The organism is Salinimonas lutimaris (assembly GCF_005222225.1).
Taxonomy (GTDB): Bacteria; Pseudomonadota; Gammaproteobacteria; order Enterobacterales; family Alteromonadaceae; genus Alteromonas; species Alteromonas lutimaris.
Window position 1 is genome coordinate 1063422 of sequence record NZ_CP036536.1, and the last position, 17377, is coordinate 1080798.

The following is a 17377-nucleotide window of genomic DNA, read 5'->3' on the forward strand; positions in this document are numbered from 1 at the left end:
ATGTTAATTGATTATTTGCGCCAGGCCACCGAACAGGGCGCCTCGGATATTTTTGTGACAGCCGGTTTTCCGGTCAGCGCTAAAATCAATGGCGAACTGGTGGCGATAGCGGATGCCCCGTTGTCTCAGTTTCAGGCCAAGGAGCTGGTGCACAGCATCATGGAGCCGCGGTACATTGAAGAGCTGAATGTTCAAAAAGAAGCAAACTTTGCTGTGGGTATCAGCGGACTGGGGCGGTTTCGGTGCAGTGCATTCTGGCAGCGCGATTCTGTTGGCATGGTGATTCGCCGGATTGTCACCGAAATTCCTAAAGCCGACGATCTGGGGCTGCCGCCTATTTTAAAAGATGTAATCATGAGCAAGCGCGGGCTGGTTCTGATGGTAGGGGCGACCGGCACGGGTAAGTCGACCTCGCTGGCGGCGCTGATAAATCACCGTAATCACAATTCAAAAGGCCATATACTGACCATTGAGGACCCGATTGAATTTATCCACCGCCACGGTCAGTGTGTAGTGACCCAGCGTGAAGTGGGCATTGATACTCATTCATTTGACGAAGCACTGAAAAGCTCTTTGCGCCAGGCCCCGGATGTGATTTTGCTTGGTGAGATTCGCAGCATGGAAACCATGGAGTATGCCATGTCTTTTGCTGACACCGGGCATTTGTGTGTTGCCACTTTGCATGCCAACAATGCCAATCAGGCTATTGAGCGGATCATGCACCTGGCCCCCCGTGAGCTGCACAACAAGCTGCTGTTTGATTTGAGTCTGAATCTGCGTGCTATTGTGGCTCAGCAACTGGTGCCACGTAATGATGGTGGACGGGTGGCGGCCATTGAAGTGCTGCTCAATACCCCGTTTGTCAGCGAATTGATACAAAATAACCGGATTGGTGAGCTTAAAGAAGCGATGGCAAAAAGCAAAGAGGCTGGTATGCAGACCTTCGATATGGCACTGTATGAGCTGCTCAATGCAGATATTATCAATATGGAGCAGGCCCTGCATCATGCTGACTCTCCAAATGATCTTCGTCTGATGGTAAAACTGGATACCAACGAAGGCTCTAACCTGGGTTCACTGAGTAATGTATCCATTGATATGGATTAACCATGCATAAATTGTTTGGTAGTGAGGATCGCTTTCTCATTCAGCGGCTACGCAGTGAGCTGGAAGAGGTAGGCATTCCTTACCTGATGAAAAACGAGTTTATAGCCGGTGCTGTAGGGGAGCTTCCCTGGCAGGATATTCAGCAGGAAGTCTGGCTGGTGGATGACAGCTGGTATCACCGGGCTATTCAGGTTGTCGAAGGGTTAAGCAGCGACACCGCCTGTGTGTGCGAAAATGCCGACTGGCGGTGTGCTAAATGTCATGAAATAAACGAAGGTGCCTTTGGTATTTGCTGGCAGTGCCAGGCGCCGCAGGAAGAGCCCTGCTGTCATCGCAAAAAAGACGGCAGCTGTAGCCGCGCTCAGCTTTAATACTGATTTTCTGCCCAGCTGGTGAAGATGACGCAGGCAGACACACTGTCGACTTTCTCTTTGGTCAGCTTCTTGTATCCACCCAGCTCAAATAACATGGCTTTGGCATCAGCGGTAGATAACCGCTCGTCCCAGGTCTGTACCTGCGTTTTGAACCGGCCGTGCAGACGATTGGCAAACTTTTTTGCCCGCTGGGTAACATCCTGCTCGGTCCCGTCCATATTCAGTGGTAGGCCGACCACAGCCAAATCGGGTCGCCATTCTTCAAATAACCGTCCCACACTGTCCCAGTCGGGGATGCCATCACGGGCTTTCAGGGCTGCCAGTGGCGAGGCTGTACCCGTCACTTCCTGACCCACTGCCACACCAATACTTTTGGTACCAAAATCAAATGCCAGTACGGTACGCTGGCCCGCCTCACGCATGACCGATCTCTGGGGTCAGCTGCCACACATCAATGCCCAGTTTATTGACCGCGGCCTGCCACTTACGATGCATCGGGGTATTAAACAGAATGTCCGGGTCGGCCTCGATGGTCAGCCAGGCATTTTCCTGTAACTCTTTTTCCAGCTGACCCGCTGACCAGCCTGCATAACCCAGCGCTACCAGTGATTTTTCCGGGCCACTGTTATTGCCAATGGCGGTCAGAATATCTTTAGAGGTAGTGACCACAACATTGTCTGCCAGGGTCAGGCTGGAACTCCATTGCCCCTGATCAGAGTGCAATACAAAACCGCGCTCCTGACTGACCGGGCCTCCGGCCAGTACAATCTGCTCAGCTTTGTCGGCGCTGATTTCCAGTTCCTTGTCAGTTTGCTCAAGTAACTGCTTTAAGTTCATACTGGAGGGCTGATTAAGCACAATGCCCATGGCACCTTCATCGTTATGCTCACAGATGTAGGTCAGCGACCGCTCAAAGTAAGGGTCATCCAGCGATGGCATCGCAATCAGTAAATGGTTTTGCAGGCTTTTCAGCTCAGTCATACGCTCACTCACTTAGTGACTTCAGGCGGCGTTCTATGGCATCGAACAACATCGCCATAATGTTAATATCAAACTCGGCTTCTATTTCTCTTACGCAAGTCGGGCTGGTTACGTTTATTTCAGTAATTTTATCACCGATAACATCCAGCCCCACAAAAATTAATCCGTGCTCTTTGAGTACCGGCGCAATGTGCTCTGCGAGGGCTTTGTCTGACTCACTCAAAGGCTGCGGACGACCGGTACCGCCGGCGGCCAGGTTGCCCCGGGTTTCACCGGCGCTGGGCAAGCGGGCCAGGGCATAGGGCACCACCTCACCATCGACAATCAGAATGCGCTTATCGCCGTCTTTGATCTCCGGCATATATTTTTGCACCATCATGTAGCGACTACCATGCGCGGTCAGCGTCTCAATCACCACGCCCAGGTTATTGCCATCTTCTTTAATACGAAAGATAGAGGCGCCACCCATTCCGTCCAGCGGTTTACAGATAATGTCTTTGTGACGGGAATGAAATTCACGGACCCGACCGGCATCACTGGTAACCATGGTGTCGGGAATTTTGTCGCCAAACCAGGATGTAAACAGCTTTTCATTATAGTCGCGCAGACCTTGCGGGTTATTCACCACCAGGGCGCCGTCGCGCTCGGCCAGTGATAAAATCTGCGTCGCGTATAAAAATTCACTGTCGAAGGGAGGATCTTTACGCATCAGCAGCACATCCACCTCGCCAAGAGGTATCAGGGCGGCCTCTCCCAGGGTATAAAAATCTTCGTTACGGTCGACCACCGATACTGGCCGCGCAATTCCCATCGGCTTGCCATTATCAATGTACAAGTCGCTCAGCTCAAAATACAACACCGTTGCACCGCGGCGCTGGGCTTCCAGCATCATAGCAAAACTGGTGTCTTTATAAGGTTTAATTTTGGCGATTGGGTCCATTACGACGCCGACAGTATAGCTCATGGTTTCAACTCACTTAGCAAGGTTATGTGGGGATATGGCTGCCATGGCAGGTTTTTTCAAGGTGCAGCAAGGCGCTGTCACCTTTTTTGCGGCCATGACCATAAAGCCGTTTTTATAAGTCGCCGTGCAGCGCCTGCAAAACACTCAAGCTGGTAATCGCGGCGGTTTCGGTGCGCAAAATGCGCGGCCCCATACTAACCGGGTTATACCCGCACTCGCTGGCATGATGGACTTCACTTTCGGTCAGACCGCCCTCGGGGCCGATAATCAGCCGATACCCCTGTGAGCAATAAGGTGTTCTGCCAAACGCGGTGGCTGCACCCGGAGACAGAATCAGGCGATGCTCACTGGTAGAGGCCGCAGTAAACTCATTGAGGGTCTGGATAGGATTTAGCACAGGAACAATATTGCGGCCACTTTGCTCACAGGCGCCGATAATGATTTTTTGCCACTGGGCAAGTTTCTTTTCCCAGCGCTTTTCGTCCAGTTTGACGGTGCAGCGCTCGGTCAGAAGCGGGGTGATCTGCGTTACGCCCAGCTCCACGCTTTTTTGCAGCACAGTATCCATCCGGTCGCCCTTTGATATCCCCTGACCTAAATGCAGAGGCAAAGCCGACTCTGTGCTGACTGACAAACAGGCATCCATTTCCACAATCACTTCTTTGCGTGCAACACTGATAATCTGACCACTGTATTCATTGCCATCACCATTAAACAGCACAATGCGCTGATTAGCTTTCAGGCGTAATACGGTACTGGCATGATGGGCAGCCTCTGAGGCAAGCGCAAATTCCTGGTCGACGGGAATGGTATCAGGATAGAAAAAACGGGGAATACGCATACAAACAATCCGCTACAAAAAGTCGCTATGATAGCGACCCGAGCCGGACTAAAGCAATCACTCCCTGTGATTGCCGGGGATTAGTTGACGGAAATAAACCTCGCAGTGGCTTTTTTAGGGCCTGTCGGAACAGCTTTTAACGGAGTCTGAGCACTACGTCGTGCATGCGGGGTATTTTTGCCTTTGTCGCCTGTCAGCGAAAATGCTAACAGAACTCCTACAATGACAAACAGCACTGTAAGAAATAACATTGTATGTTCCTTTATCTCGTCTGGTTAACGATGAAGTTTTGGTGATTCGAAATGAACGGGGATACAGCTTCCATAAAAAAGCTTCGATTCATCGGTCTGGCTAGTGTATTCAGCACATTCCCTGGCGCAAAATTCTACGGCGGATATTTTAAATCGTTTGGCCAGGATTGGCTACCAATTTCTTCTGCAAACGGCACTACCCCGCAGAAGGAACCCAACCGCGTGCATTTGTTACGACAAGCCACAATGACGGGACAACACTCCTATTTTCACAATAGGTTAGTGGTAAAATTCAGGGACAGAGTGAATTAAGGGATAAAATTTTATACTTCCGTATGATATTTTCCCGTCAGACCAGCTTAGGCGTTGCACCAGTGTATAAAAGACTGCTAGCTTAACGTTGAATTATTTAACAACCCAGAAGGATCCGAATATGGAAGAAAATCTCAACATGTTCAGTGCTGAAAACATTGAAATGTATATTAACGATTATGCCATTCCGTGGGGCATCAATATTGCCATGGCCATCGTTATCTATGTTGTCGGTCGATTTGTCGTTGGCATGATTCTCTCGGTGTTTCGCCGGCTGATGGCAAAATCGAAATATGATGAGATGTTGATCAACTTTCTGGAATCGATCATCAGTGCGATTCTGATGCTGTTTGTTATCGTGGCCTCATTGAATGAGCTTGGTGTTGATACGACGTCGTTAGTAGCGATTGTCGGTGCCGCCGGTCTGGCCATTGGCTTATCGCTGCAAGATTCTCTGAAAAATTTTGCCGCCGGCGTTATGCTGCTGGTCTTTAAACCCTTTAAAGCCGGTAACTTCATTGAAGCGGCAGGCACCATGGGTACGGTTCAGAAAATCGGTATCTTCCATAGCACCATGACATCTGTGGATAACAAAGAAATTACCATTCCTAACGGGAATATTTATAACGGTAATATTACTAACTATTCTGCCAAGGATACTCGCCGTGCGGATATGACATTTGGTATTGGCTACGATGACGATTTGCTAAAAGCCAAACGCATTTTAATTGAAATGCTTGAAGCCGATGAGCGTGTTCACGCAAAACCTGCTCCGCTGGTGGGTGTGTCTGAGCTAGGTGATAGCAGTGTGAACTTCACGGTACGTCCGTGGTGTAATGCATCAGACTTTCTGAAACTGAAGCTGGATTTCACCGAGCAGGTTAAACTGCGCTTTGACCAGGAAGGTATCTCCATTCCTTATCCGCAAATGGATGTACACTTCTTCAAAGAAGCCGATAACACATCCAACAAAGACGCGTAATGGTTGTCAGATAAAAAAAACGCCACGGTTATTGCCGTGGCGTTTTTGTTTGTATGGTCAATATGGCCGCTGTTATTTGCACTTGGGGCGGTTTGAAGTGGCCTGGTAATCGGCCAGCGCAGGTTCCATATTCGCCTGTAAGTTACTGATACGGGTTTGTGGTGCAGGGTGGGTGGAGAGCATTTCCATCGGCCGCTCGCCATCACTGGCGGCTTCCATATTCTGCCAGAGATCAACCGACTGACGAGGGTCAAATCCTGATTTTGCCATCAGCTGTAAACCAATTACATCAGCCTCTGACTCGTGAGCCCGGCTAAATGGCAGTTGAACACCCACCTGCATACCCAAACCGATTGCCGCCATAATCGGACCGGTCTGCGGCACCTCATTGGCTGCCAAAACCTGGCCTACCGCCTGACTGCCCATGTTTATCAACGTTCCCTGCGACATGCGCTCGTTACCATGCTGGGCGATAACGTGGCCAACTTCGTGACCAATAACCGCGGCCAGCTGGTCCTGATTTTTTGCCACATTCAGCAGGCCGGTATACACACCAATTTTACCGCCGGGTAGTGCAAAGGCGTTAACCTGTTCATCGTCAAAAACAACAACTTCCCACTGACCGTCATAAACCTCTTTAGGCACGTAAGGGGTGATGGCATCTGCTACACACTCAACATAAGCATTCTCGACCCGCTGATTAGACACTTTCAGCTCTTCTTTCATACTACTGAATGCCTGGTCACCCATCTGGGCAAGCTGATCAGACGAATACAGTAATACCTGATTACGGCCGGTAGGAGAGGTTGCACAGCCACCCAGCAATGCAGCCACGCTCACCGCGGCAAGGGTTTTTATCCATGTACTCATGAAGGGTCCTTATTGGTTGTTCGCAAATTATCTGGTTATCTTAATGGAAGTGTACTGACTTGGTATATATCGCGCCAGACTTATTGAGCGGTAGTAAAAAAACATTACCAGTGGCTTATGTAAAAGGATCAGATAAGCGATGGCCTTATCAGCAACACTGCATGAATACACGATTTTCCGGCACTTTTCATGCGGATAGCAGCAGGATACCCCAAGGATGTTTCATGACATTTTTGTCACAACGCGCTAAGCTAAGCCCATCAACATGAGCGCATGATTTGCCTGTTGCGCTCCAGGACATGAAAGAGAATCAAATGGCACATAATATTGTTGTTAGCGGCGTGGGTGTCTGGAACCCTGATTACACGATTACCAACGAGGAGCTGGTCGCCAGCTATAATGCCTATGCAGATGCCTATAATGCACAGCATCAGGCGCAGATTGAGGCCGGTGAGCTAGACCCTAAACCGCACTCCAGCGCAGAATTTATTGAAAAAGCCTCAGGCATTAAGCAGCGTTATATTTATCGCAAAGAAGGCGCACTGGAGCTGGATCGGATGCGCCCGAAAATTCCCGAGCGTGCCGACAACGAAGTATCTGACCAGGCTCAGATTGCGATTGAAGCCGCCAAAAAAGCACTTAAAGAAGCCAACAAATCCGCAGCCGATGTCGATGCTGTGATTGTATCGTGCGCCTACACCCAGCGATCATATCCAGCCATTGCTATTGAAGTTCAGCAGGAACTGGGCATTGATGGATTTGGTTTTGACATGCTGGTGGCCTGTTCGGCGGCTACATTTGGTATGCACCGGGCCTATGAAATGATTGCAGCGGGTAATGCAGGTTGTGTACTGGTTATTAATCCGGAGCTGGTGTCTCCACAGGTCAATTATACCGACCGCGACAGCCACTTTATTTTTGGTGATGTGGCTACCGCCACCGTGCTGGAAAAAGCCGAAACGGCCACAGCTGAGCATGTGTATGATGTGCTGAGCACCAAGGCGTTAACCAAGTTTTCTAATAATATCCGTTCCAACTTCGGCTATATCAGTCGTGCTACGGACGCTGATCCGTACGGGGCAGATAAGCTGTTTCATCAGGCGGGTCGCAAGGTGTTTAAGGAAGTGTGTCCGATGGCCGCCGAGCATATTGAAAACCATCTTAAACAGCATGATCTGGGGGCTGCGGATGTGGCGCGCTGGTGGTTACATCAGGCCAACATTAATATGAACTTATTGATCTGCAAACGATTGCTGGGCCGCGAAGCCAGTCAGCAGGAAGCGCCGATTGTGCTGGATGAATATGCTAATACCGCCTCTGCCGGGTCGGTGATTGCGTTTGGTCTGCATCATAAGGACCTAACCGCCGGGGATGTGGGCGTACTGTGTTCGTTCGGGGCGGGTTACTCTATCGGCAGTCTGGTGCTGAAAAAGCGCTGATCTAGACACTGCTATTGCGACGCAGGGACGTAAATGATTTCAGATATCGGCTATTTCATGAATGCACTGGGTTACCTGGTGCTCATGTTGTTGTTATTTACGGTACGCAAGGCGGGGCTGGCCAAACATCTATTGGTGCTGGCCTCGGTGGTGACCTTTTGCTGGTCGGCCGGGTTTGTCACCAGCCTGTTCGGGCCCATCAGTATGCGCTATCTGCTGACCGCGGATACGGTGAAGCTGCTGGTCTGGCTGTTGTTTCTGGCCAGTTGCCTGCGTAACGACTTTACTTCCTTATTCAGTGTTTTGCAGCGTCCGGCCACCCTGTTTATTCTGGCGCCACCGGTAGCGGTGCTGGCCACCGGGTTCTTATTCCCGATGTCCACCAGTACCTACTTTTTACTGCTGACGCTGTTATCTCTGGAAGTGCTGGTATTACTGGAAGTTCTTTACCGGCAAGCCGGCGAAGAGCGCTGGGCATTTAAGCCACTGGTGATCTACTTAGGCGCTACCCACCTGTTTGAGTTTGTGACATATGTTAATGCCACCATGCTCAATAAAGTGGAGCTGGGCTTTATTGCCGCCCGTGGATATTTTTACCTGTTCTTACTGGCTTTGCTGGTCATGGCCATCAGGCGAATCCGGCACTGGGGGGTGGATATTTTTATCTCCCGGCAAGTGGTACTGCACACCTCAATGCTCATGGTCGCCGGCGCATTTCTGGCCATCGTGGCACTGGCTGGTTATGCCGTAAACTACTTTGGTGGCAACTGGAGCGCCACTCTGCAGATTATATCCCTGGCCTTGTCACTGACCATGCTGGCCGCGGTGTTTTTATCCAACAGTCTGCGTAACCGTTTTCGGGTGTTTATCACCAAGCACTTTTTTTCCAATAAGTTTGATTACCGGGTAGAGTGGGTTAAGCTGACCAAATCTCTGACCAGTCAGACCGCCGGTATTCATGAAGTGTACGCCAATGCCCTTACCGGCACGGCGAATGCGATTAACTACGACACCGGAGTGCTGGTTAAGATTGCCTCTGAACAGCTGGAAGTGGTGGCTGAGATGGGCTATCCGGAATATACCGATCGCGAGCAGAGCATTTTGCGCCATCTGATCCCGTTTTGTGCCACTACGAGCTGGCTAATTGACTTGCAGGAATATCAGGTTAACCCTTTCAATTATGAAGGGTTGCAGCTGGATCGTGATGCGGTAGGAGCCAGCGAGTTTCATCTGGTAATTCCGTTATTTTATCAGGAAAAAGTCTGGGGCTTTGCCCTGTTGCAGTCCTCCGGTGAACAGGTCAAGCTGGACTGGGAGGTACGCGATTATCTCAACGCGGTGGGTGAGCAGGTATCCACGTATATTCTGCACAGTGAAGCTGCTAAAGCGGTGGCTGAGAACGCGCAGTTTGCCGCGTTCAGCCGAATGTCTGCGTTTGTACTGCACGACTTAAAAAATGTTATGGCGCAAATCGATTTGATTCTGTGTAATGCAGAGCAGCATAAAGATAATCCTGAGTTTATCGACGATACCTTTGAAACCCTGCATTATACCAAAGCACGCATGGACAAAATGCTGCGCCAGCTGACTGAGAAAAAGGTGGACGAAAAAGGCATCGACTCGGCGCAGGCGTTGTCGCCCATCGTCAGACAGGTGATCGAAAATCGCTGTCAGTCACTACAACCCATTCCACAACTGATCTGTGAACAGGAAAGTCAGGTACTGGTCGATGCTGAAAAGTTCGCCAATGTGCTTTATCATTTAATTAGCAATGCACAACAGGCCACCGACGCCAATGGGCAGGTGATTGTCACCCTGCGCCAGAGTCATGCCGGCACCCAGCAGTGGGTGCAAATAGAAGATACCGGTTGCGGAATGGACAAAGCCTTTATTGAGCAGCGTTTGTTTAAACCGTTTGATACGACCAAAGGGAACGCCGGTATGGGCATTGGTGCGTATGATGCAAAACAGTACATGGAATCTGTTGGAGGCAGCCTGACGGTAAGTAGTCGGGTGGGTGAGGGAAGCTGCTTTACCATGGCGTTTCCTTTGCAAAGCGCCCTGAGTTCTGCAAGTTAACACGTTTACAGGAAGCAAAAGTAATGACGGATACCATACTGGTAGTTGATGACGATCTGGGAATTCAAAAGCAGCTGAAATGGAGTTTCACCGATTATAATGTGGTGTTTGCTGATGATCGCACTTCAGCAATTGCCCAGTTGCGTCGCCATGAGCCCAAAGTGGTCACGCTGGACCTGGGCCTGCCGCCTGACCCTGCCAATGCCTCAGAAGGGCTTAAAACTCTTGAAGAGATGATTGCCCTGTCGCCGCGTACCAAGGTAATTGTGGTGACCGGTAATAACGATAAAGAAAATGCGTTAAAAGCGATTGAGCTGGGCGCCTATGATTTTTACCAGAAGCCGATTGATTCAGACACCATCAAGCTGCTGGTTAACCGGGCGCTCAATCTGGCCAAGCTGGAAGAAGAAAACCGGATTCTGGCCAAAACCCGTCCGGGTATGGGCCGTATTATCGGCAACAGCGATGCAATTCAGGCGGCGGTACGCAAGGCCGAAAAAATTGCCAGCACGGATGTCAGCACCCTGTTGCTGGGGGAAAGTGGCACCGGTAAAGAAGTGTTTGCCCGCAGTATTCATGAGCACAGCCCGCGCAAAGACAAACCGTTTGTGGCCATTAACTGTGCCTCCATTCCTGAAAATCTGCTGGAAAGTGAGCTGTTTGGTTATGAAAAAGGCGCGTTTACCGGCGCTAACAAAACCACTCTGGGGAAAATTGAAACCGCACAGGGCGGTACGCTGTTTCTTGATGAAATCGGTGATATGCCCATCGGCCTGCAGGCAAAAATGCTGCGCTTTTTGCAGGAGCGGGTCATTGAGCGGGTTGGCGGCCGGGCTGAAATTCCGGTGGATATCCGGGTGATTTGCGCCACGCACCGTGATTTGCAGACTATGGTGACAGAAGAAACATTCCGGGAAGATTTGTATTACCGTATTGGCGAAATCCCGATTATGATTCCGCCGCTGCGCCAGCGTGAGCAGGACATCATTCTGCTGGCCAGGACGTTTCTGGGCCAGTACCGCGAAGAATTTAATGCTAAAGCCAAAAGCTTTTCCGACGGCGCTATTAATGCCATGCTGGCCCACCGCTGGCCGGGCAATATCCGCGAACTGCAGAACAAGCTGAAGTCGGCGGTGATCATGGCTGAAGGCACACTGGTACAGGCGGACGATCTGGGACTGGCGGAAAGTGAAGACGGGCAGGGCGGCCCGGAAACCCTGAATCTGCGCGAGGTGCGTGAACTGGCAGAAAGCCGGGCGATTCGAAAAGCCTATCAGAATGCTGATAAAAACATGTCAAAAACTGCCGAGTTGCTTGGTGTGACCCGGCCCACGCTGTATTCCCTGATTGATAAATATCATATGGAAGACTTAAAAAGCGGTGTGTAATCCGATAACGCCGGCGCAGATACCGGCGTTATATTTTTTCTTCCTGCCTGTTGGTTTCTTTTTCATCCTGCTGTATTCAAGGAGAGCGTGTTAATGACGCGTATTATCTGGTTTGTGAGTCTGTTGATGACCACCCCGGCCATAGCCGACACCCTGTCATCTGTGATGGATGAGTTTTCTGCGACCTATAAAAAAGAACTGGGCAGCGTAAAGCCCTGCGCTGAACGCCAGGCACAGCGTTACAGCGTATGTTCAGATACACTGCGAAATGAGGGCAACAGCCCGTTTATTTTGCACCATGATAAACCGGTTAACAATGTGGCGGTGTTGTTTCATGGGCTGAGCGACTCGCCTTACTTTATGCAAGCCATTGCCGGGGTACTGTTTGATAATGGCTTTAATGTAGTGGTGCCGCTGTTACCGGGTCATGGTAAACGTGAAGCTGACGCAGATATGTCTGATTCACAACTGGCGGAGCGCTGGCAGACCCATGTGGACGAGATAATGACACTCGCCGCGCCGCTGGGGGAAAAGGTCTATATCGGTGGTTTTTCTACCGGCGGGGCACTGGCCGTGGATCAGTATCTGGATGAACCGGATAGTGTCGATGGCATCATGCTGTTTTCCGGTGCGCTGGCGCTGTCGGATAACGCCGAAACCATGTGGAAGATATGGGGCATTAAGCTGCTGGCCAGACTGATTGACGGTGATTATGCCACCCGTGGTCCCAATCCTTATAAATATCCGGCCGTCGCCGGGTTCGCCGGGCTCGAGTTGATGGATATCATTGACCATATCCGCGAACGGCTGGACGCCGGTCGGCACATTGAGGTCCCGGTATTTGTGGCTCACTCACAGGCCGACAATACGACGCCCGTGCACGGAGTGACCGATCTGCTTGGCTACGCCAACGGTAAAAACACGCTGTTTGAAATTGATGAGGAATATGACTTGTGCCATGCCGACTTGCCGCTAAATCGTAAGCTGGTAGCTGACATGCATTTTGATAAAAGTCAGGTTAATGCTCAGGAACGCTGCGCTGTGCCCAAACCAAATCCGCTGTTCCGGCAGATGTCGATGATGCTAAAAGCCTTTGTCGCCGAACAGACGCCGGCGCAGGATGAAGCGCTTGACTCAGGTGAGGCGCGACCGTACATTAGTTATGACGACTTTCAGGAAAAGACCCGATGACGGTATTTGCACAACGTATTGCTATTCTCATTCTCGCTATTATCAAGCAATGGCGGGTTTAGTTGTGCAGCAAACAAATTAAACAAAAACCCGCCGCGAAGGCGGGTTTTTTGTATCTACTCTCTTTTGCGGCTAAATCAGGAAAGAGAATCATGCAACATCCTGCTTCACGCCAGCTGGCTCAGTTACATCATGCTGTAAATACTCGCGACATGTCTGCCTTAATGCAGTGCTACTGCCACGACGCCCGTTTGATTGAAAAGCCGGTGCTGTCGATGACCGCGCAGCTTGATGATGCACTGTCTGCATTTCGCCATCGTTATATGCCCGAGCATCAGGTAGTGGCCGGCGATGAGGTGGTGGTTGAGCAGGGAGATATTGCGCTGGTGATGTGTAAGCTGTATTTACAGCAGGGCTCCACCACCTGTAATGCTGAAAAAGCCGTGTATGTGTTTCGCCGGGAGGCGGATGGTCAGTGGCGCTGCGCTATCGATAATTTCTTTGGTGTGAAACTGCTTGATTACGTTTGATGCGGGACGCTGATTTGCCAGGTTATGTGCCTGATATCAGTCAGGCAAGCAGGCACGTTTGAACGTGCCTGTCCGTTGCAAATTAACTCTTAGAATGCTGGCTGGCGTATTGCTCAACCTGCTCCCATACCCGCAAAAAGTTTTCACCCAAAATCTTTTTGATGTCTGCTTCACTGTACCCACGCTCTAGTAAACCGGCCACCAGGTTTGGAAAGGCAGAGACATCCTTCAGGCCTTCTGGCAGGGTATCGCCAACACCATCGTAGTCAGAGCCAATACCAACATGCTCAATACCAATCAGGTTAACGACATAATCGATATGATCCAGTACTTCACTTAACGTGGAGTACGGATAAGGATGCTGTTGCTGATAGGTTTGCTCGGCATTACTGACCTGTTCGCTGTCAGCGCCATATTCCTTAATCTGTGCGTTGGTAAATTTACTCAGGCCATCACGCCACTGGCGGGCTTCTTTGGTCACAAATCCGGAGCCAAAGTTAATCATGACAATACCGCCGTTCTGCCCCAGCTTTTTAAGCATGTCATCATTCATATTACGCTCAAATCCGGGAGTGAAATGACGTAACGAGGAGTGAGAGGCAATGACCGGGGTTTTGGTCAGCTCGACCACCTGATAAAACGCGTCATCAGAAACATGAGAGATGTCTATCAGCATGCCGATATTATTCATCTCACGGACCAGCTCTTTGCCAAACGGGCTCAACCCTTTCCACTTACGACGCAGGTCATATGAAGAGTCACTGATATGATTGGACTGAGAATGAGCCAGCGTGATGTAGCGAATACCGCGATCAAAAAAGATTTGCAGGTTGTCCAGTTTGCCCTGTATCGGTGAGCCATTTTCCATGCCCATCGGCAGAGATATGACACCTTTTTCAAATTGCTCACGAACCTCGGCAGCATTGCCGGCCAGGGCAAATTTATCCGGGGCGCGCTGAACGATCGCTTCTACTGAATCAATCAACTGGTGCGCCAACTGGGTCGACTGGTCAGAATTATCCAGAGAAGCAGGCACATAAATTGACATAAATGGCGCATTCAACCCGCCTTTTCTGGCTCGGGGATAATCAAAATCACCATCACTGGTCGCCTGGGTTACATCCACCCATTGGTTGTGAACCCGATAGGGAACATCAATGTGACCGTCCACAATGATGCTATTTTGAGCAATGTCACGGGCCTGGTCACCGGTTGTGGCACAGGCAACATTCAATGTTGATAACGCGCCCACTGCCAGTGCCAGCAGACTTGGTTTAAACCCCATAGTGTGTTTCCTTTTTATTTTAATTCAGAAGGTTAGCCGTTTTATCAGGGCTTTTTTTATCATGTTATGAAGGGTATTTTATAGCAGGTTTACCCGGCGGTTGTAATAGGCTGTCGCAGCCAACCGGAAAAAAAGTGTGTTAATCTGTTGTCATAAAAACTTAAAACTTGATATGGTTTTGACGCGTGACTTAAACCCGTAAATACGGGATACTGCCCGCCACCCTGTAAAAGAAGTACGCGCAAGAAAGTACATCATCTCAGGGCGATTGTTGAAGTAAATTTCGTGGTAATACTTTTCATCCAATGTTAAGCCGTGTGGTTGTCCGCAGGCGACGCAGGGAAAGCGTGAAGCAACACTTGATGGTTGCAGCATTCTTGTCAATTTATGCATTACCACCCTTAACTGTTACGAGATTGAGATTATGGCAATTAACTATATCCCGCTAGATAAAGAAAAACACAAAGACACAAAGATAGCGGTGAATAACGCATTCGCATTCGCCAAAAATACGCACCTGGCTGCGGCGTCTATCAAAGAGTTTGCGCAGCTGGCATCGACAATGCCAATCGTATTTATCAAAGATCCCAACATGGATCGTCATCACGTTGTAACGATGCTGGGCATGGAACAAAACCAGAACCTGTTTTTAGCAACAGACCGCTGGAAAGGCCCGCATGTACCTATGAACGTATTGCGCTACCCGTTTGATGTACGTCCTGACGGCGATAAGCTGGGCGTTTACATTGACGAGAACAGTGACCTGATTGGCGAAGAAGGCCAGTCGCTGTTTACCGAAGCTGGTGAACCCTCTGATTTCCTGAAAAACCGTCAGCAGTTCCTGTCTGATCTGGCCAACAGTGAAATGATGACACAACGCTTTGTCAAGCAGGTACTGGAGCTGGATCTGCTGGAAGAAATTCAGATTCGTCTGGTTTATGCCAGTGGCCAGCAGCGTAATGTTACCGGCATGATGAGCATCAATGAGAAGAAGCTGCTTGAACTGCCAGAAGATAAAGTGATGGAACTGCACAAGTCAGGTTTCCTGGGTGCCATGTATGCCATCATGATGTCACTGGGTCAGCTAAACCGTCTGGTTGAGCTGTCCAAAGACACTGACAATCCGATTCAGACGATGCAACTGTCCTCTGTATCTGGCAATGCCGAGCAACAACAGGCTCAGGCAACCGCCGAGTAAGTTGTTATCTCACACTAAAAACGGGCTTTTACAGCCCGTTTTTTATTGGAGCAGTTGTTTAAAGAATCCTGTCTTATGTCCGCTATTCGTATTTCTCTGCGCCAGCTGGTAGCAAGCCCACACCGCAACTTTACCCTGCACACTGACAATCTGGATTTGTATCCGGGCCAGCACTGTTTGCTGACCGGCGCAAATGGTGGCGGCAAGTCAGCATTACTGGCGGTACTGGCTGGTGAGATGATGCCGCAGCAGGGGGGATGTGAAGTCAGCGGGACTCTGGAGTGGGTGAGCAGTTATCAGCAGCAGGCCTTGTTGGAACAAGAACGTAAAAAAGACAGTGCTGATATTCTCGATGTGATTGCCACGCCAACCCTGGCCGTTGAGATATTGCTGGAGGAATCGCAGGATGTCAGTGGCTGTGATACACGCTATGAGTTAACCGGCCAAGCTCGCAGAATAACCGATGCGCTGTGTATCACCGATATACTCAAGCGCCCCTTTACGGCGTTATCTACCGGAGAAACCCGCAAGTTACTGCTGGCCCGGGCGTTTTTACGTCAGCCAGACTGGTTACTGCTGGATGAGCCGTTTGCCGGGCTGGATGAGAAAACCACACACGCGTTACAACAGTTGCTGGTGGAGATTGCGCCGCATACCACGCTGGTTGTAGCAACCGCGCGCTGGCAGGATTTACCGGCCGGGCTGTTTTGTCATTGTGGCTGGATGGAAAACGGACGACTGGGAGCCTTAACGGTAACCTGCACCACCGATGAACTGAATGGGCACCTGAGCCGGTTGTTCAGTCTGTCTGCTGATGATATTGCACTGCCGGCAGCGCCGGATAACCGTGCTCAGCCCGCCTCCGGGGCGCTGGTCAGCCTGACCAACGGGACCGTCAGGTTCGACGGGCATACCGTCTTTGAAGACTTGAACTGGCAGGTCAATCCGGCAGAGCATTGGCAGATTGTCGGGCCTAATGGCGCCGGCAAGAGTGTGTTACTGGCAATGATCACCGGCGATGACCCCCACTGTTACACCAATCAGCTGACGGTGTTTGGCTATAAGCGGGGTAGTGGCGAGAGCATCTGGGATATCAAACAGCATATTGGTCTGGTATCCAACAGCCTGTATTTACAGTACCGGGTAAACTGCTCAGTGCGCCATGCCTTGCTGTCGGGCTTTTTTGATTCCATTGGTTTATATCAGCAGCCAGACCGGCAACAACAGGCCATTGCTGAGCAGTGGCTAACCCTTTTACAGCTAAGTGACCAGGCACACACGCCGCTACAGTCACTTAGTGAGGGGGACCGGCGTCTGGTTTTGATCGCCCGGGCAATGATAAAGCAGCCGGCACTGCTGATACTCGATGAGCCCTGTAACGGCCTGGATCCGCTTAACCGGGCAAAAGTCCTGGCCCTGACCTCGCGCCTGATGGCACAAAGCACTACCACTGTGCTGTATGTGAATCATCACCGCGAAGATACTTTGAAGGGTAAAACATCTGTACTGGATCTGAGCGACTATCAGGCCGGGTAGTGACCTGACCGAAATTATTCTGACTTTTTTTCATCTTTATTACGCTGTT

At 50.3% G+C, this 17377-nt stretch carries 16 protein-coding genes; 10 read left to right on the forward strand and 6 right to left on the reverse strand.

The annotated features are described in order from the left end of the window. Together EZV72_RS04525 and EZV72_RS04530 are read left to right on the forward strand one after the other, a co-directional pair. Window positions 1-1107 carry a PilT/PilU family type 4a pilus ATPase gene (locus EZV72_RS04525; protein ID WP_137166114.1) on the forward strand — a complete coding sequence of 369 codons (1107 nt, stop codon included), beginning with the start codon at window positions 1-3 and terminating at the stop codon, window positions 1105-1107. A 2-nt stretch (window positions 1108-1109) separates the two neighbouring features. Continuing rightward, window positions 1110-1478 carry a putative signal transducing protein gene (locus tag EZV72_RS04530; RefSeq protein ID WP_137166115.1) on the forward strand — a complete coding sequence of 123 codons (369 nt, stop codon included), beginning with the start codon at window positions 1110-1112 and terminating at the stop codon, window positions 1476-1478. Here the strand turns inward: EZV72_RS04530 and ruvX are convergent. The 4 genes from ruvX to EZV72_RS04550 all read right to left on the reverse strand — a co-directional run bounded on the left by ruvX (window position 1475) and on the right by EZV72_RS04550 (window position 4267). Then, window positions 1475-1903 (reverse strand): Holliday junction resolvase RuvX, encoded by a 429-nt coding sequence (gene ruvX, locus EZV72_RS04535; RefSeq protein ID WP_137166116.1) that lies wholly within the window; start codon window positions 1901-1903, stop codon window positions 1475-1477. The genes EZV72_RS04530 and ruvX overlap by 4 nt on opposite strands. Continuing rightward, a complete protein-coding gene (locus EZV72_RS04540; protein ID WP_137166117.1) occupies window positions 1896-2462 on the reverse strand; it encodes a YqgE/AlgH family protein in 567 nt (188 codons plus the stop codon). Before EZV72_RS04540 ends, ruvX begins: the two co-directional genes overlap by 8 nt. 4 nt (window positions 2463-2466) lie before the next feature. Continuing rightward, window positions 2467-3426 (reverse strand): glutathione synthase, encoded by a 960-nt coding sequence (gene gshB / locus EZV72_RS04545; RefSeq protein WP_137166118.1) that lies wholly within the window; start codon window positions 3424-3426, stop codon window positions 2467-2469. A gap of 112 nt (window positions 3427-3538) precedes the next feature. Continuing rightward, window positions 3539-4267, reverse strand: coding sequence for a 16S rRNA (uracil(1498)-N(3))-methyltransferase (locus EZV72_RS04550; protein WP_137166119.1), 729 nt, complete (start codon window positions 4265-4267; stop codon window positions 3539-3541). Between the two features lie 684 nt (window positions 4268-4951). Between EZV72_RS04550 and EZV72_RS04555 the strand changes: the two genes are divergently transcribed. Next, complete coding sequence (locus tag EZV72_RS04555) at window positions 4952-5812, forward strand: mechanosensitive ion channel family protein (RefSeq protein WP_137166120.1); 861 nt, start codon at window positions 4952-4954, stop codon at window positions 5810-5812. Window positions 5813-5884: 72 nt separating this feature from the next. Here EZV72_RS04555 and EZV72_RS04560 read toward each other — a convergent pair whose 3' ends face one another. Then, on the reverse strand, window positions 5885-6682 hold the full coding sequence (locus EZV72_RS04560) for a M48 family metallopeptidase (protein ID WP_137166121.1): 798 nt from the start codon (window positions 6680-6682) through the stop codon (window positions 5885-5887). Between the two features lie 314 nt (window positions 6683-6996). On the opposite strand from EZV72_RS04560, the gene EZV72_RS04565 reads away from it, so the two are divergent. The 5 genes from EZV72_RS04565 to EZV72_RS04585 all read left to right on the forward strand — a co-directional run bounded on the left by EZV72_RS04565 (window position 6997) and on the right by EZV72_RS04585 (window position 13309). Next, on the forward strand, window positions 6997-8121 hold the full coding sequence (locus EZV72_RS04565) for a beta-ketoacyl-ACP synthase III (RefSeq protein WP_137166122.1): 1125 nt from the start codon (window positions 6997-6999) through the stop codon (window positions 8119-8121). Window positions 8122-8154: 33 nt separating this feature from the next. After that, on the forward strand, window positions 8155-10200 hold the full coding sequence (gene prsK / locus EZV72_RS04570; RefSeq protein ID WP_137166123.1) for an XrtA/PEP-CTERM system histidine kinase PrsK: 2046 nt from the start codon (window positions 8155-8157) through the stop codon (window positions 10198-10200). Between the two features lie 23 nt (window positions 10201-10223). Further along, a complete protein-coding gene (prsR, locus tag EZV72_RS04575) occupies window positions 10224-11588 on the forward strand; it encodes a PEP-CTERM-box response regulator transcription factor (RefSeq protein WP_137166124.1) in 1365 nt (454 codons plus the stop codon). A 93-nt stretch (window positions 11589-11681) separates the two neighbouring features. Beyond that, complete coding sequence (locus tag EZV72_RS04580; RefSeq protein WP_137166125.1) at window positions 11682-12779, forward strand: alpha/beta hydrolase; 1098 nt, start codon at window positions 11682-11684, stop codon at window positions 12777-12779. Window positions 12780-12931: 152 nt separating this feature from the next. Beyond that, window positions 12932-13309, forward strand: a complete 378-nt coding sequence (locus EZV72_RS04585; protein WP_137166126.1) for a YybH family protein — start codon at window positions 12932-12934, stop codon at window positions 13307-13309. A gap of 82 nt (window positions 13310-13391) precedes the next feature. Here EZV72_RS04585 and EZV72_RS04590 read toward each other — a convergent pair whose 3' ends face one another. Then, complete coding sequence (locus tag EZV72_RS04590; protein ID WP_137166127.1) at window positions 13392-14594, reverse strand: dipeptidase; 1203 nt, start codon at window positions 14592-14594, stop codon at window positions 13392-13394. Between the two features lie 424 nt (window positions 14595-15018). Here EZV72_RS04590 and EZV72_RS04595 point away from each other — a divergent pair, with 424 nt between their 5' ends. Together EZV72_RS04595 and EZV72_RS04600 are read left to right on the forward strand one after the other, a co-directional pair. Continuing rightward, window positions 15019-15792 carry a SapC family protein gene (locus tag EZV72_RS04595; RefSeq protein ID WP_137166128.1) on the forward strand — a complete coding sequence of 258 codons (774 nt, stop codon included), beginning with the start codon at window positions 15019-15021 and terminating at the stop codon, window positions 15790-15792. 75 nt (window positions 15793-15867) lie between these two features. Continuing rightward, on the forward strand, window positions 15868-17328 hold the full coding sequence (locus tag EZV72_RS04600; protein WP_137166129.1) for an ATP-binding cassette domain-containing protein: 1461 nt from the start codon (window positions 15868-15870) through the stop codon (window positions 17326-17328). The last annotated feature ends 49 nt before the right edge of the window (window positions 17329-17377 follow it).

Excerpts from the sequence above, each read along its gene's own strand:
- EZV72_RS04525 (WP_137166114.1), top strand. The coding sequence starts at position 1 with ATGTTAATTGATTATTTGCGCCAGGCCACCGAACAGGGCGCCTCGGAT.
- EZV72_RS04530 (WP_137166115.1), top strand. The coding sequence starts at position 1,110 with ATGCATAAATTGTTTGGTAGTGAGGATCGCTTTCTCATTCAGCGGCTA.
- ruvX (WP_137166116.1), bottom strand. The coding sequence starts at position 1,903 with ATGCGTGAGGCGGGCCAGCGTACCGTACTGGCATTTGATTTTGGTACC.
- EZV72_RS04540 (WP_137166117.1), bottom strand. The coding sequence starts at position 2,462 with ATGACTGAGCTGAAAAGCCTGCAAAACCATTTACTGATTGCGATGCCA.
- gshB (WP_137166118.1), bottom strand. The coding sequence starts at position 3,426 with ATGAGCTATACTGTCGGCGTCGTAATGGACCCAATCGCCAAAATTAAA.
- EZV72_RS04550 (WP_137166119.1), bottom strand. The coding sequence starts at position 4,267 with ATGCGTATTCCCCGTTTTTTCTATCCTGATACCATTCCCGTCGACCAG.
- EZV72_RS04555 (WP_137166120.1), top strand. The coding sequence starts at position 4,952 with ATGGAAGAAAATCTCAACATGTTCAGTGCTGAAAACATTGAAATGTAT.
- EZV72_RS04560 (WP_137166121.1), bottom strand. The coding sequence starts at position 6,682 with ATGAGTACATGGATAAAAACCCTTGCCGCGGTGAGCGTGGCTGCATTG.
- EZV72_RS04565 (WP_137166122.1), top strand. The coding sequence starts at position 6,997 with ATGGCACATAATATTGTTGTTAGCGGCGTGGGTGTCTGGAACCCTGAT.
- prsK (WP_137166123.1), top strand. The coding sequence starts at position 8,155 with ATGATTTCAGATATCGGCTATTTCATGAATGCACTGGGTTACCTGGTG.
- prsR (WP_137166124.1), top strand. The coding sequence starts at position 10,224 with ATGACGGATACCATACTGGTAGTTGATGACGATCTGGGAATTCAAAAG.
- EZV72_RS04580 (WP_137166125.1), top strand. The coding sequence starts at position 11,682 with ATGACGCGTATTATCTGGTTTGTGAGTCTGTTGATGACCACCCCGGCC.
- EZV72_RS04585 (WP_137166126.1), top strand. The coding sequence starts at position 12,932 with ATGCAACATCCTGCTTCACGCCAGCTGGCTCAGTTACATCATGCTGTA.
- EZV72_RS04590 (WP_137166127.1), bottom strand. The coding sequence starts at position 14,594 with ATGGGGTTTAAACCAAGTCTGCTGGCACTGGCAGTGGGCGCGTTATCA.
- EZV72_RS04595 (WP_137166128.1), top strand. The coding sequence starts at position 15,019 with ATGGCAATTAACTATATCCCGCTAGATAAAGAAAAACACAAAGACACA.
- EZV72_RS04600 (WP_137166129.1), top strand. The coding sequence starts at position 15,868 with ATGTCCGCTATTCGTATTTCTCTGCGCCAGCTGGTAGCAAGCCCACAC.